The organism is Citrobacter sp. U14242 (assembly GCF_046555775.1).
Lineage (GTDB): Bacteria > Pseudomonadota > Gammaproteobacteria > Enterobacterales > Enterobacteriaceae > Citrobacter.
Genome location: NZ_JBKGLW010000010.1, coordinates 63,418 through 84,476, shown reverse-complemented (window position 1 = coordinate 84,476; position 21,059 = coordinate 63,418). Strand labels below are relative to the sequence as shown.

The window sequence follows — 21,059 nt, the reverse complement described above, 5'->3', positions numbered from 1 at the left end:
TTGTGAGTGTTACTCAATACGTTTCTGAACCATCTCATTTTCTTTAATGAAAGACATATCCTACACGTTAATGTTTAACCAACAGTGCTTGTTGAGATCCGGTTATGGCTTCGATGCAGGGTTTTGCGATAGTATGTTAGAAATTATGCGAGTAACGCATCTGCTCGTTAGATCACCTGACAGGAGTACATAATGTCTAAGCAACAAATCGGCGTCGTTGGTATGGCTGTGATGGGGCGCAACCTGGCGCTCAACATCGAAAGTCGTGGTTATACCGTGTCCGTTTTCAACCGCTCACGTGAAAAAACGGAAGAGGTTATCGCCGAGAACCCGGGGAAAAAACTGGTTCCTTACTATACGGTAAAAGAGTTTGTTGAATCCCTTGAAACACCTCGTCGTATCCTGTTAATGGTGAAAGCGGGGGCTGGCACTGATGCTGCTATCGACTCCCTGAAACCTTATCTGGATAAAGGTGACATCATCATTGATGGCGGTAATACGTTCTTCCAGGACACTATCCGTCGTAACCGTGAGCTCTCCGCTGAAGGTTTTAACTTCATCGGAACCGGCGTCTCTGGTGGTGAAGAAGGTGCGCTGAAAGGTCCATCCATCATGCCGGGTGGCCAGAAAGAAGCTTATGAACTGGTAGCGCCAATCCTGACCAAAATCGCAGCGGTTGCTGAAGATGGTGAGCCGTGTGTGACGTATATTGGTGCCGACGGTGCTGGTCACTACGTGAAGATGGTGCACAACGGCATTGAATACGGTGACATGCAACTGATTGCCGAAGCCTATTCATTGTTGAAAGGTGGTCTGAACCTGAGCAACGAAGAACTGGCCAGCACCTTTACCGAGTGGAATAACGGTGAGCTGAGTAGCTATCTGATCGACATCACTAAAGATATCTTCACCAAAAAAGATGAAGATGGTAAATATTTGGTGGATTTCATTCTGGATGAAGCGGCGAACAAAGGTACCGGTAAGTGGACCAGCCAAAGCTCTCTGGATCTCGGTGAGCCGCTGTCTCTGATCACTGAATCTGTGTTTGCACGTTACATCTCTTCGCTGAAAGATCAGCGTGTTGCTGCCTCTAAAGTCCTGTCTGGACCTAAAGCTCAGCTTGCGGGTGATAAGGCAGAATTTATTGAGAAAGTACGTCGTGCACTGTACCTCGGTAAGATCGTTTCTTATGCTCAGGGCTTCTCACAGCTGCGTGCCGCATCCGACGAGCATAACTGGGATCTTAATTACGGCGAGATTGCAAAAATCTTCCGTGCGGGTTGTATTATTCGCGCGCAGTTCCTGCAGAAAATCACTGATGCCTACGCTAAAAATCCTGGTATCGCGAACCTGCTGCTCGACCCGTACTTCAAGAACATTGCCGATGAATACCAACAGGCACTGCGTGATGTCGTAGCCTATGCCGTGCAGAATGGTATCCCGGTACCGACATTCTCTGCTGCTGTCGCTTATTACGACAGTTATCGTGCAGAAGTATTGCCCGCAAACCTGATTCAGGCCCAGCGTGATTACTTCGGTGCGCATACCTACAAACGTACTGATAAAGAAGGTGTTTTCCATACCGAATGGATGGAATAAGTCTTCTGATAGTCACTGGCCCGGTTCTCTAACCGGGCTTTTTTTTATCTTAAATCTGATTGATTTGCGTTGATTGCTTAATCTTTACTTAATATTTCTGGCGTACTCTGATAAAGAAAATCTGAATTGTTTTAACCTTCGTTGACACAATATTCAACAAAACGTTAAAACATTATTCTCTTATCAGGATGTACAACATCATGATTAAATATTAAGTTAATACTGAGAGCATGAAATGAAAATTACCATTTCTGGTACCGGATATGTTGGCCTGTCAAATGGTCTTCTTATCGCCCAACATCATCAGGTCATTGCTCTGGACATTGTCCCTTCACGTGTCGAGATGCTAAATAATCGGATATCTCCGATAGTCGATAAAGAAATTGAACAGTATCTACAATCAAACGATATAAATTTCAAAGCCACGCTGGACAAGTACGACGCCTACCAGAATACAGATTTTGTTATTATTGCAACGCCTACAGATTACGACCCGAAAACAAACTATTTTGATACCTCCAGCGTTGAATCAGTTATCAGAGATGTGATTGCAATAAATCCTGATGCGCTCATGGTGATTAAATCAACAGTGCCCGTTGGTTTTACGCAGACTATGCGCCAGAAGTTTAACTCGGATAATATTATCTTTTCTCCTGAGTTCCTGCGTGAAGGAAAGGCACTGTATGATAACTTATACCCATCACGAATTGTTGTCGGTGAACGGTCTGCCCGTGCTGAGCGTTTTGCTGCCTTGTTACAGGAAGGGGCAATAAAGCAGGATATCCCAGTGCTGTTCACTGATTCTACTGAAGCTGAAGCCATTAAGCTTTTTGCAAATACTTATCTGGCAATGCGTGTTGCCTATTTTAACGAACTTGATAGCTATGCAGAAAGTCTGGGGCTTAATGCACGACAGATCATTGAAGGGGTTTGTCTGGACCCACGTATTGGTAACCATTACAACAACCCTTCATTCGGTTATGGTGGATACTGTCTGCCAAAAGACACGAAGCAATTACTCGCCAACTATCAATCTGTACCTAATAATATTATTTCAGCCATCGTTGATGCTAACCGTACACGAAAAGATTTTATTGCTGATGCTATTCTTTCGCGTAAACCCAAAGTTGTCGGTATCTATCGCCTGATTATGAAAAGTGGTTCGGATAATTTCAGGGCATCGTCTATTCAGGGCATCATGAAACGTATTAAAGCGAAAGGTATCCCGGTCATCATTTATGAACCGGTAATAGCAGAAGAGAGCTTTTTCCATTCACGGGTTGAACGTGATTTGGCTAAATTTAAAAGTGAGGCCGATGTGATTATCTCAAATCGGATGGCTGAAGAATTGCTGGATGTCGCGGATAAAGTGTATACCCGCGATTTATTCGGTAACGATTAAAGGTACTGCAGAATAAAGATACCGGCATGATGCCGGTATCAGTCTATTACTGATGACGTTTACGTAAATTCTCAATCACCGTCGTTAGATCAAGATCCTGGTCCTGCAGCAGAACCAGCAGGTGATACATCAGATCCGATGCCTCATTGGTCAACTCGAAACGATCATGCACGGTTGCGGCCAGTGCTGTCTCAACACCTTCTTCTCCAACTTTCTGGGCAATTCGCTTCGTACCGCTGGCGTATAATTTTGCGGTATAGGAGCTGGCGGGATCTGCCGTTTTGCGCTCAGCCAGGAGTTGTTCCAGTTGATACAGGAACAACCATTGGTGGCTGGACTCACCAAAACAGCTGCTGGTTCCTTTGTGACAGGTTGGCCCAATCGGGTTAACCAGCGCCAGCAGGGTGTCGTTGTCGCAATCAGCGGAAATGCTGACGACATTAAGAAAATTGCCAGAGGTTTCACCTTTGGTCCACAGGCGCTGTTTAGTACGCGAGAAAAAGGTAACTTTCCCGCTTTCGATCGTTTTATCCAGCGCTTCCGGGTTCATATACCCGAGCATCAACACTTCACCGGAAACCGCATGCTGTACGACGACCGGCATCATTCCATCGGTTTTTTCCCAGTCCAGCTCGCGGCATTGTTGCTTGGTTAACATATCCTGATCTCCACGCCCTGTGTTGCCAGGTACGCTTTTAATTCGCCAATATTGATAATTTGCTTGTGGAAGACAGAGGCGGCAAGCGCGCCATCGACATCTGCATCCCTGAAGGCTTCGAGAAAGTGCTCCATCGTTCCGGCACCGCCTGAGGCGATCAGCGGAACGTGGCAAACTTCGCGCACTTTTTTCAATTGCTCAAGATCGTAGCCGTTACGCACGCCGTCCTGGTTCATCATATTAAGAACGATTTCACCGGCGCCCAGTTTTTGCACCTCTGTTACCCAGTCGATCGTTTCCCACTGTGTAACGCGCGTACGGTTTTCATCTCCGGTGTATTGATTGACGTGATACCTCCCGGTTTGTGCATCATGCCAGGTGTCGATACCCACCACGATGCACTGCACGCCAAAGCGATCCGCCAGGCGGGTAATCAACGTTGGGTCAGCCAGAGCAGGGGAGTTGATAGAAATTTTATCTGCGCCGAAAGACAGTATCTTTGCGGCATCCTCTGGTGATTTAATCCCACCGGCGACGCAGAACGGAATGTCGATTACTTCTGCCACGCGTGATACCCAGCTTTTGTCCACCACGCGACCATCGCTCGATGCGGTGATATCGTAAAAAACCAGCTCATCTGCGCCTTCATCGGCATAGCGTTTTGCCAATGGAACGATATCGCCAATAATCTCGTGATTGCGGAACTGAACACCTTTGACAACCTGCCCGTCACGAACATCAAGGCAAGGGATTATGCGTTTTGCCAGCATTGGATGGCCTCCTCAACGGTGAATTTACCTTCCAGCAAAGCACGACCCACAATGACGCCGCCAACACCGCTTCCGCGCAGGGCGGCGACATCGTCAATCCCACCAATCCCGCCGGATGACTGAAATGCCACCTGGGGGTATTTCGCACACACTTCTTCGTACAGTGCAACGTTTGAGCCAGCCAACGTGCCGTCGCGGGAGATATCGGTGCACAGCACATGCTTCAGTCCAACGGGTAAATAGGTTTCAACCAGTTCTTCCAGAGAAACGCCGGAGTCTTCCTGCCAGCCGCTGACCGCAACCTGTTTTTTCCCGTGCTCGTCAATCCGCACATCCAGCGCCAGAACCAGCGCGTCAGCGCCAAAACGCGTGAACCAGGTTTTAACACGTTCGGGCGATTTTACCGCCGTCGAGCCGACAACCACACGTGCAACGCCCGCATCCAGCAGCGCGGCGACGTCTTCTTCAGTACGTACGCCACCCCCTACCTGCATTGGTACGTTTACGCCAGCCACCAGTGCTTTAATCAGCGGTATTTGCCGTTTCTGCGGATCTTTTGCACCGGTCAGATCCACCAGGTGCAGCACCTTTGCGCCTTGTGCGGCATAGCTTTGTAAACGGGGCAGGGGATCGTTACCGTAATCACGCTGCGTTGCGTAATCGCCCTGATGAAGACGCACAACCGTGCCGTCGATTAAATCTAATGCCGGAATAATCATTACATCTCCAGAAAGTTTTTCAGCAACTTCGCGCCAGCGGCACCTGAACGTTCCGGGTGGAACTGCACACCAAAGAAATTATCCTTTTGTACCGCTGCGGTGAAGGGCTCACCGTAGTTGCATTGCGCAATAGTCCATGGGTTCACTGGCATGGCGTAGCTGTGTACAAAATAGAAATAGGCCCCATCCTCAATGCCCTGGAAGAGGCGGTTTCCGGCCTGTGGATAGACACGGTTCCAGCCCATATGCGGCAACGGCAGACCAAAATCGGTCATTTTGGGTACGTCTTGATCAATAATCCCCAGCAGGGAGACACCGTTACTTTCCTCACTGCGCCGGCCAAGCAGTTGCATACCTAAACAAATCCCCAGTACAGGTTGTGTGCAGGCTTTAATCAGTTCAATCAGCTCACGCTCGTGTAGCTGATCCATTGCCGCCTGTGCGGTACCCACACCAGGCAGAAACAGTTTATCGGCGCGCAGCACAACATCCGCATCGCGGCTAACTACCGGATCATAGCCGTGGCGTGCGACGGCGGATTTCACCGAGTTCAGGTTGGCACAGCCGGTGTCGAGGATCACCACGTTCATCACAGCACCCCTTTTGAAGAAGGAAGCGTGTCGCCTTCTACGCGAATAGCCTGGCGCAGCGTGCGGCCAAAGGCTTTGAACAGACTTTCCACGCGGTGGTGGTCATTTTTACCTTTGGTTTTAAGGTGTAACGTGACACCCATGGTGTAAGAGAGCGAACGGAAGAAGTGTTCGATCATCTCCGTACTCAGATCGCCGACGCGCTGGTAGGTAAACTCAGCCCGGTACTCCAGGTGTGGACGCCCGGAGATATCCAGGGCGCAGCGTGCCAGGCACTCGTCCATCGGCAGCACAAAACCAAAACGGTTGATGCCTCGTTTATCGCCCAATGCCAGTTTTAAGGCTTCGCCCAGAGCCAGCCCGGTATCCTCAACGGTGTGGTGATCGTCAATATACAGATCGCCTTTGACGGCTATCTCCATGCGAAAACCACCGTGGGTCGAGATTTGATCCAGCATGTGGTCAAAGAAGCCGACGCCGGTATTAATTTTGCTGCGGCCTTCGCGGTCCAGCCAGACTTTAACGTCAATCTGCGTTTCTTTTGTATTACGTTCAACGTGGGCGTAACGATCCCGTTTGGTTAGCTGCTCACCGATCATTGCCCAGTTCAGCGTGTCGCGGTGATAGCGTAACCCGGTGATGCCCATATTTTCCGCCAGTTGAATGTCGGTTGCGCGATCGCCGATCACGTAGCTGTTCCCGGTATCCAGCGCCTGTTCAATCAGATATTGCTCGACCAGCTTCACTTTGGGTTTACGACAATCACACGCGTCTGCCGGCAGGTGCGGACAGATCAGTACTTCATCGAATATGACACCCTGCGAGGTGAAAATTTGCATCATCAGGTTGTGCGGACCGTCAAAATCCGCCTGTGGGAAGCTCTGTGTTCCCAGTCCATCCTGGTTGGTGATCATCACCAGCTTAAAACCTGCTTTTTGTAGTTTTAGCAGGACCGGGACCACCTCCGGCTCAAAGGCAAGCTTGTCGAAGCGATCAACCTGAAAGTCACTGGGCGGTTCGGAAATCAGGGTTCCGTCACGGTCAATAAAAAGATACTTCTGGCTCATACTTGCTCCGCACGTAAGGCGTCAATGACGCGCTGGCTCTCTTCACGGGTTCCGACAGTAATACGCAGGCAGCCGCTCAATGAAGGTTGTTTGTTCTGGTCTCTTAAGATAATGCCCTGATCCCACAAAGATTTAAATACGCTGCTTGATGCTGTGAAGCGCGCCAGAACATAGTTGGTTTCAGAGTCGAAAACCTGTTCTACACAGCGGATGGTTTTCAGGCTATCAACCAGGTACTGACGCTCTTGCAGAATCTGTGCCACGCGCTCGCGCATGGCGGAAATGCCTTGCGGTGTTAGTGCCTGAGCGGCGATATCTGCCACCGGTGTAGAGAGCGGGTAAGGGGCAATCACTTTCAACAACAGGTTGATAACGTCTTCATTAGCTAGCGTAAATCCGCAGCGCAAACCGGCAAGGGCAAACGCTTTAGACAGGGTGCGCAATACCACCAGGTTTGGGTATTCCGATAGCCAGCCCGCCAGTGTAGCCTGCGGGCAAAACTCGATATACGCTTCATCGGCGACCACGATGGCTTTACCCTGCGTCATTTCAAGCAGTGAACGCAGATCCTGCGGGTTAATCAACTGGCCTGTCGGGTTATTGGGACTGCAAACGTAAACCACTTTCACGCCATCAAGCTTGTCAGCGATGCCTTGTAAATCCAGTTGCCAGTCGGCAAGTGTCGGTACGGTGCGACATTCAACGCCAATGGTTTCTGCACTGACGCTATACATGCCATAGGTCGGCGGGCAGTAGAGAATCGCATCTTTACCCGGCTCGCAAAAAGCACGTACCAGCAATTCGATACCTTCATCAGCACCGCGGCTGACCAGTACCTGCTCTGGCTTAACGCCGGCATACTGCGCATAGTTCTCGATTACTGCCTTCGGCTGACACTCCGGATAACGGTTCAGTGTTTGCTGAGTCAGCAGGAATTCAACGGCAGTGGGGAACTCATTGGCATTGAGCCAGACGTCGCCATTTCCACCCAGACGGCGGGCAGATTGATACGGTGTTAGCTCCCGGACATTTTTACGGGCTAAATCAGTAACGCTGAGAATGTTGTCAGTGCTCATGCTTGCTCCTTCAGGGCGTTAACGCGCAGGGTAACGGCATTTTTGTGGGCTGTCAGTCGTTCAGCGGCGGCCAGCGTTTCGATGGTTGCGGCCAGGGCAGAGAAACCTTGCGGCGATAATTCCTGTACGGTCATCCGCTTCTGGAAATCGGCCAGTCCAAGACTTGAGCAGGTTGCGGTATAGCCGTAGGTAGGCAGCACGTGGTTAGTCCCGGAGGCATAGTCACCGGCAGATTCCGGTGACCAGTCACCGAGAAAGACAGAGCCCGCACTGGTGATGTCATCGACAAGTTCGCGAGCATTGCGGGTCTGAATGATCAGGTGCTCCGGACCGTACGCATTAGAAATCGCTACGCATTGCGCGAGAGAGCGGGTGACAATCAGACGACTGGCGCTTAACGCCTGCCGCGCGGTTTCAGCGCGTGGCAGCGCTGCAAGCTGGCGTTCTACTGCTTCAGCGACCTGGCTGGCCATACCGGCATCTGGCGTCAGCAGGATCACTTGAGAGTCGGGGCCGTGTTCGGCCTGCGAGAGTAAATCAGAGGCAACGAAATCCGGCGTGGCACCGCTGTCGGCAATCACCAGCACTTCAGACGGGCCTGCTGGCATATCGATGGCGGCACCGTCCAGACGCTGACTAACCTGACGCTTGGCTTCGGTCACAAAGGCATTACCGGGGCCGAAAATTTTGTCCACTTTCGGTACGGATTCGCTGCCAAATGCCAGCGCGGCAATAGCTTGCGCACCCCCGACGTTAAACACGTCCTGTACGCCGCAGAGCTGTGCGGCATACAGAATTTCATCGGCGATAGGTGGGGGAGAGCACAACACCACTTTTTTACAGCCAGCAATGCGGGCCGGGGTGGCGAGCATTAACACGGTTGAGAAGAGTGGTGCGGAGCCCCCGGGAATATACAGTCCAACAGAATTTACCGGGCGGGTAACCTGCTGGCAGCGTACACCGGGCTGCGTTTCAATATCGACTACCGGCAGTTGTTGGGCGTTATGAAACGTTTCGATGTTTTTCACGGCGACTGCCATGGCCTGTTTAAGGTCATTGCCAAGACGTGCGCCGGCGGCGGCGATCTCTTCAGCACTGACTTTCAGCGCACTCACGTTAGTTTTATCAAACTTTGCGCTGTATTCACGTAGCGCTGTGTCACCGCGCGACTTTACGTTATGCAGAATTTCGCTTACGGTACGGGTGATGCTATCTGAAGCCGAGATTGCCGGGCGCATCAGTAATTCACTTTGCTGCTCTTCAGTACAGCTATTCCAGTCGATGATGGTATTAAAGCTCATAATCGTCTTCCTTTTTTTACCGGATGGCTCGTTGTTTATCCGGCCTACGGGTCTTGTAGGCCCGGCAAGCGAAACGTCACCGGGCAGCATAAGTAGAATTACTCCATCATCTTCTCAATAGGCAGCACCAGGATGGAGCTGGCACCAAGCGCTTTCAGTTTTTCCATCGTTTCCCAGAACAGGGTTTCGCTGCTAACCATATGCATTGCCACGCGCTGCTGATCGCCGGCCAGTGGCAAAATCGTTGGGCGTTCAGCGCCTGGCAGCAAGGCGATAACGTCGTCCAGACGTTCACTTGGCGCGTGCATCATGATGTATTTAGATTCGCGAGCCTGAATAACCCCCTGAATTCGGGTCAGCAGCTTATCAATCAGTTGTTGCTTCGCTGACGCCATTTCTCCGTCACGCTGAATCAGGCAGGCTTTGGAGCGGTAAATGACTTCCACTTCACGCAGGCCGTTGGCTTCAAGCGTTGCACCAGTGGAGACCAGATCGCAGATTGCATCTGCAAGTCCCGCACGGGGAGCAACTTCGACAGACCCGTTTAACAAACAGGATTTGAACGAAACCCCTTTCTGGTCGAGATAGCGTTTGAGCAGGTGCGGATAAGAGGTGGCGATACGTTTGCCGTTCAGTGCAGATGGACCGTCCCAGGCTTCGTCAACCGGAGTCGCCAGCGAAAGACGACAGCCGCCAAAGTCCAGACGACGTAACGTAAAGTAACGAGGATCTTCACCCTGCGCCCGGCGGTTAAGCAGTTCTTCTTCCAGCACGTTTTCACCGATGATGCCGAGATCAACGACGCCATCCATGACCAGACCCGGAATATCGTCATCGCGTACGCGGAGAATATCGATAGGCATATTCTCTGCCATCGCAATCAGGCGCTGGGTGTGAAGATTAATTTTAATGCCACAGCGGGCCAGCAATTCGCGTGAGTCATCGCTTAAACGGCCTGATTTCTGCATAGCTATGCGTAAGCGGGTGTTGTCTAACATTCTTTATTCCTCGTTATCCTGTCTGAATCGGTTTGGGTCACGCACAAAAAAAAAGCCCCCGGAAGAAATCTTCCGGGGGCTTTCTCATACGCTCATGCACCGCTGGAAGATTTAAATGTCTCCCAGCACACATCGCCTGAAAGACTAGTCAGGATGATGGTGATGATGGTGTTTAAATTGAGCGCGTGTCATAAATTTTCTCGATGAATGTTTATTCATGTGATGTCTTTTAACCTAAACCACTTTAGCCACGGAAAGCAAGGGCTTTTTTTGATCATTAATTCATTTCATATTGATACTATAAATTGTCAGCCACCGTGGGCTGGCGTAGCCTTGGGTTATAGGCCAAAAGTCAGGAGAAAAGGCATGAAAAAGGTCGCAATTGTCGGATTAGGTTGGTTAGGCATGCCGTTAGCCATGTCTCTGGCGGCCAGGGGCTGGCAGGTTACCGGCAGCAAAACCACATTGGATGGGGTGGAAGCGGCCCGAATGAGCGGTATTGAAAGCTACTCGCTGCGTCTGGAGCCTGAACTGGTCTGTGAACCTGACGATCTCGATGCGCTAATGGATGCGGATGCGCTGGTCATCACCCTGCCTGCACGCCGCAGTGGCCCTGGCGAGACGTTTTATTTGCAGGCAATGCAGGAACTGGTCGACAGTGCGCTGGCATATCGCATTCCACGGATTATTTTTACCAGCTCCACCTCGGTTTATGGTGATGTGCAGGGGACGGTGAAAGAGGGCACACCACGCAATCCGGTCACGGCAAGTGGCCGTGTCCTGAAAGAACTTGAAGACTGGCTGCACAATCTGCCGGGAACGTCAGTGGATATTCTGCGCCTGGCAGGTCTGGTGGGACCGGGCAGACATCCAGGTCGCTTCTTTGCGGGTAAAACAGCACCTGATGGACAGCATGGCGTCAATCTGGTGCATCTGGATGATGTGGTTTCTGCTATCACGTTGCTACTACAAGCGCCTAAAGGGGGACACATCTATAATATATGTGCGCCTATGCACCCGGCGCGCAATGTGTTCTACCCGCAGATGGCTCGTCTGTTGGGCATGGAACCACCGGATTTCCGGGACGGAGTGGATAACGGTAAAGGTAAAGTCATTGATGGCAACCGAATTTGTAATGAGCTTGGGTTTGAGTACCAGTATCCCGATCCGCTGGTGATGCCGATGGAGTGACAGATCAGCAGAGTGTCGCTGTATACCGCCAGGGGGCGAGTATGAAACCACTGCTGGATGTTCTGATCATTCTTGATGCGTTAGAAAAAGAGGGGAGTTTCGCGGCGGCGTCAGCAAAATTGTTTAAGACGCCGTCAGCGCTGAGTTATACCGTCCACAAACTGGAAAGCGATCTTAATATTCAGTTGTTGGATCGCAGTGGGCACCGGGCCAAATTTACCCGTACCGGGCAAATGCTACTGGAAAAGGGACGCGAGGTATTACATACCGTGCGCGAACTTGAAAAGCAGGCCATCAAACTGCATGAAGGCTGGGAGAATGAACTGGTTATCGGCGTAGACGATACCTTTCCCTTTTCTCTTCTTGCCCCGCTCATCGAATCTTTCTATCAACACCACAGCGTAACGCGTCTTAAATTTATCAATGGCGTACTGGGCGGTTCCTGGGATGCCCTGATTCAGGGCCGGGCCGATATCATTGTGGGTGCCATGCGTGATCCACCAACAGCGAGTGACTTTGGTTTTGCGCGCCTGGGCGTGCTTGAACAGGCTTTTGTTGTTGCCCCCCATCATCCATTGGCGCAGGAGCCGGAACCGCTGAGTCGTAGAACGATCAAACGTTTTCGCGCCATTGTGGTCGGCGATAATGCCCATCCCGCGAACGTATCGGCTTCTCAGCTTCTTGACGATCAGGAAGCCATCACCGTTTTTGACTTCAAAACCAAGCTGGAACTGCAGATAAGTGGCCTGGGATGTGGTTATATTCCGCGCTATCTGGCACAACGATTTCTGGACAGCGGGGCACTGATTGAGAAGAAAGTTGTCGCGCAAATTCTGTTTGAACCCGTGTGGATTGGCTGGAACGAGCAGACTGCGGGATTAGCCAGTGCATGGTGGCGGGATGAAATTTTAGCAAATAGTGCTATCGCGGGTGTCTATGTAAAAACGGTTGTCGATAAATCAATCGGTTAGGGAAAAATATTTTTTGACAAGGCTCTCATTCTCTTGTCATTTCGCCCTAATTTAGTGCACAATGCGCCGCTTGCAAAAAATGAGATTAACCGACGTTTTAATACGCGTCGGTTATTTTTTTGCATCAAACCAATCATTCATAAAAGAGGCCGGGCTTCGTACCGGATAGATACTTACTTAAAAATCGACAGTTGTTGTCGCTGAGGATTAACAAAAAATGGGGCAATTTTTTGCTTACGCGACGGTTTCCGCCGTAATGGAGGATAACCATGTCGCATAACGCTACTCCAAACACCTCTCGCGTGGAATTACGTAAAACGCTTACGCTGGTTCCGGTTGTCATGATGGGCCTTGCCTATATGCAGCCGATGACGCTGTTCGATACATTCGGTATCGTATCAGGAATGACCGATGGTCACGTCCCGACAGCTTACGCCTTTGCACTGATCGCCATCCTTTTTACCGCACTGAGCTACGGTAAACTGGTGCGTCGCTATCCGTCTGCAGGCTCTGCCTACACTTACGCCCAGAAATCCATTAGCCCGACCGTTGGCTTTATGGTGGGTTGGTCATCACTGCTGGACTACCTGTTCGCACCGATGATCAACATTCTGTTGGCGAAAATCTATTTTGAAGCCCTGGTGCCGTCGATACCGTCATGGATGTTCGTGGTAGCACTGGTGGCCTTTATGACTGCTTTTAACCTGCGCAGCCTCAAATCTGTCGCGAACTTCAACACCGTGATCGTGCTGTTGCAGGTCGTGTTGATTGCGGTGATCCTCGGCATGGTTATTTATGGCGTCTTCGAAGGGGAAGGTGCGGGTACGCTGGTGAGCAGCCGTCCGTTCTGGTCAGGTGATGCACACGTGATTCCAATGATCACTGGTGCTACTATTTTGTGCTTCTCGTTCACCGGTTTCGACGGTATCAGCAACCTCTCTGAAGAGACCAAGGATGCTGAGCGTGTGATCCCGCGTGCAATTTTCCTGACCGCACTGATCGGTGGCCTGATCTTTATTGTCTCTACCTATCTGTTGCAACTGTACTTCCCGGATATCTCTCGCTTCAAGGACCCGGATGCTTCGCAGCCTGAAATCATGCTGTACGTTGCCGGTAAGTTCTTCCAGGTCGGTGCGCTGATTTTCTCCACCATTACCGTACTGGCATCCGGTATGGCAGCACATGCAGGCGTAGCGCGTCTGATGTACGTGATGGGGCGTGACGGTGTATTCCCGAAAAGTTTCTTCGGTTATGTACACCCGAAATGGCGTACTCCGTCCATGAACATCATCCTGGTTGGTGCGATTGCCCTGCTGGCAATTAACTTCGACCTGGTGATGGCGACGGCGCTGATTAACTTTGGTGCACTGGTGGCGTTTACCTTCGTTAACCTGTCGGTAATCTCCCAGTTCTGGATCCGTGAGAAGCGTAACAAGACGCTGAAAGACCACTTCCAGTATCTGTTCCTGCCGATGTGCGGTGCGCTGACCGTGGGTGCGCTGTGGGTGAACCTGGAAGAGAGCTCTATGGTTCTGGGGCTGATCTGGGCCGGTATTGGTCTGATCTACCTGGCTTGTGTGACCAAGAGTTTCCGCAACCCGGTACCGCAGTACGATGAAGATATCGCGTAATCACCTCATCTGATATCGAAAAAACCGGAGACATGCTCTCCGGTTTTTTTATTCCTTTGCTTTATTTCCAGCCAGTATTAATAACTGTTAGTTCTAAATTAGAGAATTTGGTTATTGGTTCTGAACCAGCTAGTCATGAATAATTTCCTGACTAATATACTTCTGGCTAATTAATTTATGTTTTCAATGATGTTAAGCGGGCTCATCTGTGGCGCGCTGCTTGGCTTTGTCATGCAACGTGGGCGATTCTGTCTGACGGGCGGTTTTCGCGATATGTACATTGCGAAAAACAATCGTATGTTTTACGCACTACTGATAGCCATCTCTGTGCAAAGCGTGGGTGTCTTTGCGCTGATCCAGACGGGGGCGCTCACCTATGACGCCGGCACTTTCCCATGGCTGGGAACCGTTGTTGGGGGTTATGTTTTTGGTATTGGAATTGTTTATGCGGGCGGGTGTGCTACCGGAACCTGGTATCGTGCAGGAGAAGGGCTTATTGGCAGTTGGATTGCGTTGTTTACCTACATGGTGATGAGTGCGGTGATGCGCTCTACGCATGCTAGTGGGCTGAATCAGGCGCTTAAAACCTACAGTACTGAGCATAATTCCATTGCAGACACGTTGAACCTGTCCGTGTGGCCACTGATCGCTATTCTGCTGGCGGTTACATTGTGGGTGGTGGCGAAAGAGCTGAGAAAACCAAAATTGAAAGTCGCTACGCTACCGCCTCGCCGTACCGGCCTTGCGCATATTTTGTTTGAGAAGCGCTGGCACCCATTTGTTACTGCGGTTCTGATTGGGCTGATTGCGCTGTTGGCATGGCCGCTGAGCGAAGCAACCGGACGAATGTTTGGCCTGGGTATCACGTCACCAACCGCCAATATTTTGCAATTCCTTGTCGCAGGCGACAGTAAGTTTATTAACTGGGGAGTGTTCCTGGTGCTGGGCATTTTTCTCGGCTCTTTTATTGCTGCGAAAGCCAGTCGCGAATTTCGCGTTCGTGCAGCCGACGCCTCCACCACGCTGCGTAGCGGCTTTGGCGGTCTGTTAATGGGCTTTGGTGCCAGCATTGCGGGTGGCTGTTCGATTGGCAACGGTCTGGTTATGACGGCGATGATGACCTGGCAGGGATGGGTTGGCCTGGTCTTTATGATTCTCGGCGTCTGGACCGCGTCATGGATTGTGTATATCAGACCGCAGCGTAAGGCAAAACTAACCGCTGCTGCGGCAAATTAAGCGTAAGGATTTGATGATGGCAATTAAAAAACTGGATGTGGTCACACAGGTTTGTCCGTTTCCACTGATTGAAGCAAAAGCGGCACTGGCAGAAATGGCAAGTGGTGACGAACTGGTGATCGCGTTTGACTGTACTCAGGCAACCGAAGCTATCCCGCAATGGGCCGCAGAAGAAGGGCATGTGATTACTGATTATCAACAGGTGGGGGACGCCGCCTGGAGCATTACGGTGCAGAAAGCGTAAACACGATCCCTCCGCCGTCTGGCGGAGGGTATTTTATCTTCAGACTATCTCTTGCGCATACTGCCAGAGTGATTTCAGTAGCATCAGCTTCTCTTTGTTGTCAGCGTATTGCTGACTCAACATCTGCAATTCATTAGCGTAGTTTTGCAAAAACGCCGGTGAGAATACCTGACGACGATGATCCAGCCAGCGTTGCTGCTCCCCTTCATCCAGTGTCCCGGGGAAATTGCGCGCGCGATAATTAAACAGCAGTTTTTCAATGCGCTTGTCGACAAAAGTGATGTCCAGTGCGGGTAAATTTCGAGGTTCGGTTTCCAGAACGATCTTCATTGCGGCGCGGTCGGCATCGCTGAAAAAACCGTTGTATAACTGCGCATCTACGTTATCCGATGGCGTAAAGGGTTCTGCGTCGGCAAAAATAGCCACCACTTTATCGCGCACCTGCGGGTTTTCACGCAGGACTTTAAGATTATCCAGGCAATGCTGGCGGTTAATTCCGAGGCGATCGGCATCTTCCGGACGTAACGTATTCGCCTGTGCCAGAACCGGGCATTTGTTGATATGCACCAGTTTAACCGGCACCGCTGCGTTATCGCCCAGATCGGCTTTGGCGGTGTAAAGACGTTCGCGCAGGGTGTCGCTATCCAGTTCCAGCAAGGGAGAAATATCACCGGCTAAGTCGACCATAATAACCGCATTACGATTGTCCGGATGCCAGGCGAGCGGGGCAACCCAACTGGTGTTACCTCGCCATGCACCGAACATCCCAGATACATGCACTAAGGGCTTCATTTGCGGGACATCAATCAACGCAGCCAGCTTGTGTTTATTACGGTGGCTGTAGAGATAGTCAAACAGACGCGGCTGACGTGATTTTACGAGTTGTGCCATCGCAATGGTGGCATACACGTCTGCCATCGCATCGTGGGCATTAGCATGCTCAATGCCGTTGGCGCGGGTCAGATGCTCAAGGCGGAAACTGGGGAGACCGTCGTCGTTTTCTGGCCAGTTGATCCCTTCCGGTCGTAGCGCATAGCAGGCGCGCATCACATCCAGCAAATCCCAGCGAGAATTGTCGTTCTGCCAGCTCCAGGCGTAGGGATCATAAAAATTGCGATACAGGATATTACGTGTCACTTCATCATCGAAGCGCACATTGTTATAGCCGAGGATACACGTTTTCGGCACGGTAAACAGCGCATGGATGCGGGCAGCAAAAGCGGCTTCATTCTCACCCTTATCACGTGCTTCTTGCGGCGTAATACCGGTTATCAGCACCGCTTCTGGTTGTGGCAGATAGTCGTCGGCGGGCTTGCAGTAAAAAACTTCGGGATCGCCAATGATATTGAAATCGTTATCTGTGCGGATGGCCGCAAACTGCGCGGGTCTGTCCAGTGCCGGATGGGTACCAAAGGTCTCGTAATCGTGGAAGAGAAAACCAGGTTGCTGCTTGCCGTCATTCATTGTTCAGTTATGTCCGGGATCAATTTAGCGCTTATCTAAGAATACCAAAAAATAGCGCGGTAATCAGCAACGGGATTATCAATGCTCGGCGGTGGCCGCAATAAAATTGAGATAAGCGTGATTAAACGAAAACGAATTAATAGGCTTGAGGTTTTAAGGGTATTTCATGAAATAAGATCACGTTATCTCGTGAGTTTATAAATAATCTAATTAAGAACTATTATTGTTATTTTTACGTTTGGTGGTGTGTTCTGGAAACTTTAAAACTCTTTTATAAACAATGGGTTTCATTCTTGCTGGTTAACGAAACTTCATTGTAATGAAATGTGAGTGAGGTTAAAAATTAATAATTCAAAGGCCATATAATCATTGGATATATCTAATAACAGGAGGTTATATGAGCATTAGTCGGCGTAATTTTTTGCGAGGCGTGGGTATTGGCTGCTCGGCCTGTGCAATAGGAAGTTTCCCACCTGGCGCACTGGCGCGAAATTCGCCAGAGAGTATTAAAGGGAAAACATCCCTGACGCCAAGCCTGTGCGAAATGTGTTCCTTTCGCTGTCCAATTCAGGCTCAGGTGATTAATAATAAAACAGTTTTTATCCAGGGAAACCCTAATGCCCCTCAGCAAGGCACGCGCGTTTGTGCTCGTGGGGGCAGCGGTGTTAGCCTGGTAAACGACCCGCACCGGATTGTTAAACCAATGAAACGCACCGGGCCGCGTGGCAGTGGCGAATGGCAGGTCATTAGCTGGCAACAGGCATATAAAGAAATTGCCGAAAAGATGACAGCAATAAAAAAACAATACGGGCCGCAGGGCGTTGTATTCTCCTCTAAATCCGGTTCGCTTTCCGGCCATTTATTTCATTTGGCGACGGCTTTTGGCTCACCAAATACCTTTACGCACGCTTCAACTTGTCCAGCAGGTAAAGCCATTGCCGCCAAAGTGATGATGGGTGGGGATTTAGCAATGGATATCGCCAATACCCGCTATATGGTCTCTTTTGGACATAACCTCTATGAAGGGATTGAGGTTGCCGATACTCATGAACTGATGACCGCACAAGAGAAGGGCGCGAAGATGGTCAGCTTCGACCCCCGGCTGTCGGTATTTTCCAGTAAGGCGGATGAATGGCATGCGATTAAACCGGGGGGAGACTTACCGGTGCTGATGGCAATGTGTCACGTCATGGTTACTGAAAAATTGTATGACGCGGAATTCGTTGAACGCTATACAACAGGTTTTGACCAACTGGCCGAGGCGGTACAAGAGGCTACGCCGGAATGGGCACAAAAGTTGGCCGACGTGCCTGCGGATGCCATTACCCGGGTGACTCGAGAAATGGCGGCCTGCGCCCCCCATGCTATTGTCAGTCCAGGTCACCGTGCGACTTTTTCGCAGGAAGAGATCGACATGCGGCGCATGATTTTCACCCTCAACGTGCTGCTGGGAAATATTGAGCGCGAAGGCGGCATGTACCAGAAAAAAGCCGCTGCAACCTACAATAAGCTGGCGGGAGAGAAGGTGGCTCCGGTGCTGGCGAAACCGGATGCCAAACTTCCTAAGCCAACGGCACAGCGTATTGACCTGGTCGCGCCGCAATTCAAATACATCGCTGCGGGTGGTGGGGTGGTGCAGAGCATTATCGATGCTGTGTTAAACCAGACGCCTTATCCGGTGAAAGGATGGATTATGTCCCGGCATAACCCTTTTCAAACGGTGACCTGTCGACCGGATCTGGTCAAAACCGTTGAGCAGTTGGATCTGGTGGTGAGCTGCGATGTCTATTTAAGCGAAAGCGCGGCCTATGCCGATTACCTGTTACCTGAATGCACCTACCTTGAACGCGATGAAGAAATCTCTGATATGTCGGGGCTGAATCCGGCTTATGCGCTGCGCCAGCAGGTCGTTGAGCCTATTGGTGATGCGCGCCCAAGCTGGCAAATCTGGAAAGAGCTGGGTGAGCAACTGGGCCTTGGGCAGTACTATCCGTGGCAAGATATGCAAGTACGCCAGCTGTATCAGCTCAATGGTGATCATGCGTTATCTGCTGAACTGCGCCAGAAAGGGTATCGGGAGTGGGGCGTACCGCTGTTACTACGCGAACCTGAATCGGTACGCCAGTTTACTGCGCACTATCCGGGCGCCGTGGCCGTTGACAATGACGGTACGTATGGCGAACAACTGCGCTTCAAATCCCCATCCGGGAAGATCGAACTTTATTCCGGAGAACTGGAGACCCTCCTGCCGGGCTATGGTATTCCGCGTGCACGCAATTTTGCGCTCAAGGCCGACAATGAACTCTATTTCATTCAAGGCAAAGTCGCGGTTCACACCAATGGCGCGACGCAATATGTCCCATTACTCAGCGAGCTTATGTGGGATAACGCGGTGTGGATCCACCCGAAAACGGCTGGAGAAAAAGGGATTAAAAGCGGCGATGACATCTGGCTTGAAAATGCGACAGGTAAGGAGAAAGGCAAAGCGCTGGTCACTGCCGGTATTCGACCCGATACGCTGTTTGTCTATATGGGATTCGGCGCCAAGGCCGGCGCGAAAACCGCGGCGACAACGCATGGTATCCACTGTGGCAACTTGCTTCCGCATGTGACCAGTCCGGTTTCCGGCACGGTGGTTCACACCTCTGGCGTTACGCTTCGTCGGGCATGAGAAAGGAAAACATCATGAATCAGTCAACAAATCCGTATGTCATGCTGCATGACGAGAAACGCTGTATTGGTTGTCAGGCGTGCACAGTTGCCTGCAAAGTCCTGAATGACGTGCCAGAAGGTTTTAGTCGGCTACAGGTACAGATCCGCTCACCGGAAAATGAACCTGAGGTGCTGTCTCACTTTCAGTTTGTCCGCGTCTCCTGCCAGCACTGCGAAGATGCGCCTTGTGTCAGCGTCTGCCCGACTGGCGCTTCGTTTCGGGATGAAAACGGCATTGTGCAGGTGGACAAATCCCGCTGTATTGGCTGTGATTATTGCGTTGCCGCCTGTCCGTTCCATGTACGTTATCTGAACCCACAAACAGGAATTGCAGATAAATGTAACTTTTGCGCGGACACCCGTCTGGACGCAGGACAATCGCCAGCCTGTGTTTCCGTATGCCCTACGGATGCGCTGAAGTTTGGTCGCCGTGATGACCCTGAAATTCAACACTGGATTCACCAAAAAGAGGTTTACCGTCAGCAGAATACGCGTAGCGGTGCAGTGAGTATTTTCCGGCGTAAAGAGATTCATCAGGAGGGAAAAGTATGAATGCTATCTGGGGAGCAGAGCTTAACTATGCGCCAGACTACTGGCCGCTGTGGCTCATTTATGCAGGCGTAGTCATTCTGTTGATGATTGCCGGTCTGGTGGTTCATGCGCTGCTGCGTCGAATGCTGGCACCCAAAACGGCAGCCGGAGAAGAGCACCGTGACTATCTCTACTCATTGGCTGTCCGCCGTTGGCACTGGGGAAATGCGCTGCTTTTTATCCTGCTTCTGCTCAGCGGTTTGTTCGGCCATTTTTCTATCGGACCGGTAGCTCTGATGGTGCAGGTGCACACCTGGTGTGGATTCGCATTACTGGCTTTCTGGCTTGGCTTTGTCATGATCAATGCCACCAGCGGCAACGGTTGTCACTATCGTGTGCAATTCAGCGGGTTGATAACGCGCTGCCTGCTGCAAACACGTTTTTATCTGTATGGGATAATGAAAGGTGAGGCACATCCGTTTGCGGCAACAGCGGAGAATAAATTTAACCCCCTGCAACAGTTAGCCTATCTGGCCATCATGTATGCGTTGGTTCCGCTGTTAATCATTACCGGGTTGCTCTGTCTTTACCCGCAGATTATAGGGGCCGGGCCGGTGGTACTGGTGCTGCATATGGTGTTGGCGATTGTTGGCATTTTGTTCATTTGTGCACATATTTACCTGTGCACATTGGGTGACACGCCGGGGCAAATCTTTCGCAGCATGATTGACGGCTATCACCGTCATCGCAGCCATCATGCAGAAACAGCATCACATAAAGGCTAATCCTGCGGGTATTTTGCAGGGGAAGCCCGTCTGACATTCTTTCTTTATCAGCAAGAAAATGTGCCTTATGTCACATTTTCTTGCAATTTATCCATGTTTGTTCGACAGAACTTC

Annotated in this window: 20 protein-coding genes, 1 pseudogene and 1 other annotated feature; of the genes and pseudogenes, 11 read left to right on the top strand and 10 right to left on the bottom strand. The window is 50.8% G+C overall.

The annotated features are described in order from the left end of the window. Window positions 1-192 precede the first annotated feature (192 nt). Both gndA and ugd read left to right on the top strand, forming a co-directional pair. Window positions 193-1,599: an NADP-dependent phosphogluconate dehydrogenase gene (gene gndA / locus ACLJXE_RS17455; protein WP_040231903.1), complete on the top strand. Its 1,407-nt coding sequence runs from the start codon at window positions 193-195 to the stop codon at window positions 1,597-1,599. A gap of 235 nt (window positions 1,600-1,834) precedes the next feature. Next, window positions 1,835-3,001 carry a UDP-glucose 6-dehydrogenase gene (gene ugd, locus ACLJXE_RS17450; RefSeq protein ID WP_410751520.1) on the top strand — a complete coding sequence of 389 codons (1,167 nt, stop codon included), beginning with the start codon at window positions 1,835-1,837 and terminating at the stop codon, window positions 2,999-3,001. 46 nt (window positions 3,002-3,047) lie between these two features. Here ugd and hisIE read toward each other — a convergent pair whose 3' ends face one another. From hisIE to hisL, 9 genes are all read right to left on the bottom strand, one after another. After that, entirely contained in the window at window positions 3,048-3,659 is a 612-nt protein-coding gene (gene hisIE / locus ACLJXE_RS17445) for a bifunctional phosphoribosyl-AMP cyclohydrolase/phosphoribosyl-ATP diphosphatase HisIE (RefSeq protein ID WP_048212023.1), read from the bottom strand. After that, window positions 3,653-4,429 (bottom strand): imidazole glycerol phosphate synthase subunit HisF, encoded by a 777-nt coding sequence (gene hisF, locus ACLJXE_RS17440; RefSeq protein ID WP_410751519.1) that lies wholly within the window; start codon window positions 4,427-4,429, stop codon window positions 3,653-3,655. Before hisF ends, hisIE begins: the two co-directional genes overlap by 7 nt. Beyond that, on the bottom strand, window positions 4,411-5,148 hold the full coding sequence (gene hisA, locus ACLJXE_RS17435; protein WP_410751518.1) for a 1-(5-phosphoribosyl)-5-[(5-phosphoribosylamino)methylideneamino]imidazole-4-carboxamide isomerase: 738 nt from the start codon (window positions 5,146-5,148) through the stop codon (window positions 4,411-4,413). Before hisA ends, hisF begins: the two co-directional genes overlap by 19 nt. Next, a complete protein-coding gene (hisH, locus tag ACLJXE_RS17430) occupies window positions 5,148-5,738 on the bottom strand; it encodes an imidazole glycerol phosphate synthase subunit HisH (RefSeq protein ID WP_005128083.1) in 591 nt (196 codons plus the stop codon). Before hisH ends, hisA begins: the two co-directional genes overlap by 1 nt. Further along, on the bottom strand, window positions 5,738-6,805 hold the full coding sequence (hisB, locus tag ACLJXE_RS17425; RefSeq protein WP_286628103.1) for a bifunctional histidinol-phosphatase/imidazoleglycerol-phosphate dehydratase HisB: 1,068 nt from the start codon (window positions 6,803-6,805) through the stop codon (window positions 5,738-5,740). The genes hisH and hisB overlap by 1 nt, the downstream gene beginning before the upstream one ends. Continuing rightward, complete coding sequence (gene hisC / locus ACLJXE_RS17420) at window positions 6,802-7,881, bottom strand: histidinol-phosphate transaminase (protein WP_286628102.1); 1,080 nt, start codon at window positions 7,879-7,881, stop codon at window positions 6,802-6,804. The genes hisB and hisC overlap by 4 nt, the downstream gene beginning before the upstream one ends. Then, window positions 7,878-9,182 (bottom strand): histidinol dehydrogenase, encoded by a 1,305-nt coding sequence (hisD, locus tag ACLJXE_RS17415; RefSeq protein ID WP_286628101.1) that lies wholly within the window; start codon window positions 9,180-9,182, stop codon window positions 7,878-7,880. The genes hisC and hisD overlap by 4 nt, the downstream gene beginning before the upstream one ends. Before the next feature lie 98 nt (window positions 9,183-9,280). Continuing rightward, window positions 9,281-10,180, bottom strand: a complete 900-nt coding sequence (gene hisG / locus ACLJXE_RS17410) for an ATP phosphoribosyltransferase (protein WP_286628100.1) — start codon at window positions 10,178-10,180, stop codon at window positions 9,281-9,283. A gap of 46 nt (window positions 10,181-10,226) precedes the next feature. Continuing rightward, window positions 10,227-10,349, bottom strand: a sequence feature (His leader region). Next, window positions 10,325-10,372, bottom strand: a complete 48-nt coding sequence (gene hisL, locus ACLJXE_RS17405) for a his operon leader peptide (protein WP_100250077.1) — start codon at window positions 10,370-10,372, stop codon at window positions 10,325-10,327. It overlaps the preceding feature by 25 nt. Window positions 10,373-10,546: 174 nt before the next feature. On the opposite strand from hisL, the gene ACLJXE_RS17400 reads away from it, so the two are divergent. From ACLJXE_RS17400 to tsuB, 6 genes and pseudogenes are all read left to right on the top strand, one after another. Further along, the gene (locus ACLJXE_RS17400) at window positions 10,547-11,371 is read left to right on the top strand and encodes an SDR family oxidoreductase (RefSeq protein WP_040231914.1); all 825 of its coding nucleotides are present in this window, start codon (window positions 10,547-10,549) and stop codon (window positions 11,369-11,371) included. 41 nt (window positions 11,372-11,412) lie between these two features. Next, a pseudogene (locus tag ACLJXE_RS17395) lies at window positions 11,413-12,397 on the top strand (LysR substrate-binding domain-containing protein). A 162-nt stretch (window positions 12,398-12,559) separates the two neighbouring features. Continuing rightward, the gene (gene yoeI, locus ACLJXE_RS17390; RefSeq protein ID WP_101741514.1) at window positions 12,560-12,622 is read left to right on the top strand and encodes a membrane protein YoeI; all 63 of its coding nucleotides are present in this window, start codon (window positions 12,560-12,562) and stop codon (window positions 12,620-12,622) included. Continuing rightward, window positions 12,612-13,973 (top strand): putrescine/proton symporter PlaP, encoded by a 1,362-nt coding sequence (plaP, locus tag ACLJXE_RS17385; RefSeq protein ID WP_410751517.1) that lies wholly within the window; start codon window positions 12,612-12,614, stop codon window positions 13,971-13,973. The genes yoeI and plaP overlap by 11 nt, the downstream gene beginning before the upstream one ends. Before the next feature lie 177 nt (window positions 13,974-14,150). Continuing rightward, window positions 14,151-15,209: a thiosulfate utilization transporter TsuA/YeeE gene (tsuA, locus tag ACLJXE_RS17380; RefSeq protein ID WP_286628098.1), complete on the top strand. Its 1,059-nt coding sequence runs from the start codon at window positions 14,151-14,153 to the stop codon at window positions 15,207-15,209. Between the two features lie 16 nt (window positions 15,210-15,225). Beyond that, window positions 15,226-15,453 (top strand): thiosulfate utilization sulfurtransferase TsuB/YeeD, encoded by a 228-nt coding sequence (gene tsuB, locus ACLJXE_RS17375; protein WP_200005963.1) that lies wholly within the window; start codon window positions 15,226-15,228, stop codon window positions 15,451-15,453. Window positions 15,454-15,492: 39 nt separating this feature from the next. On the opposite strand, the gene sbcB is transcribed toward tsuB, so the two are convergent. Then, window positions 15,493-16,917: an exodeoxyribonuclease I gene (gene sbcB / locus ACLJXE_RS17370; RefSeq protein ID WP_410751516.1), complete on the bottom strand. Its 1,425-nt coding sequence runs from the start codon at window positions 16,915-16,917 to the stop codon at window positions 15,493-15,495. A 397-nt stretch (window positions 16,918-17,314) separates the two neighbouring features. Between sbcB and phsA the strand changes: the two genes are divergently transcribed. Genes phsA through phsC form a run of 3 tightly spaced genes read left to right on the top strand, consistent with a single transcriptional unit; the run spans window position 17,315 to window position 20,945 of the window. Continuing rightward, window positions 17,315-19,588: a thiosulfate reductase PhsA gene (phsA, locus tag ACLJXE_RS17365; protein ID WP_410751515.1), complete on the top strand. Its 2,274-nt coding sequence runs from the start codon at window positions 17,315-17,317 to the stop codon at window positions 19,586-19,588. A gap of 14 nt (window positions 19,589-19,602) precedes the next feature. Beyond that, complete coding sequence (phsB, locus tag ACLJXE_RS17360; RefSeq protein WP_410751514.1) at window positions 19,603-20,181, top strand: thiosulfate reductase electron transport protein PhsB; 579 nt, start codon at window positions 19,603-19,605, stop codon at window positions 20,179-20,181. Next, complete coding sequence (phsC, locus tag ACLJXE_RS17355) at window positions 20,178-20,945, top strand: thiosulfate reductase cytochrome B subunit (RefSeq protein ID WP_410751513.1); 768 nt, start codon at window positions 20,178-20,180, stop codon at window positions 20,943-20,945. The genes phsB and phsC overlap by 4 nt, the downstream gene beginning before the upstream one ends. Window positions 20,946-21,059 lie beyond the last annotated feature (114 nt).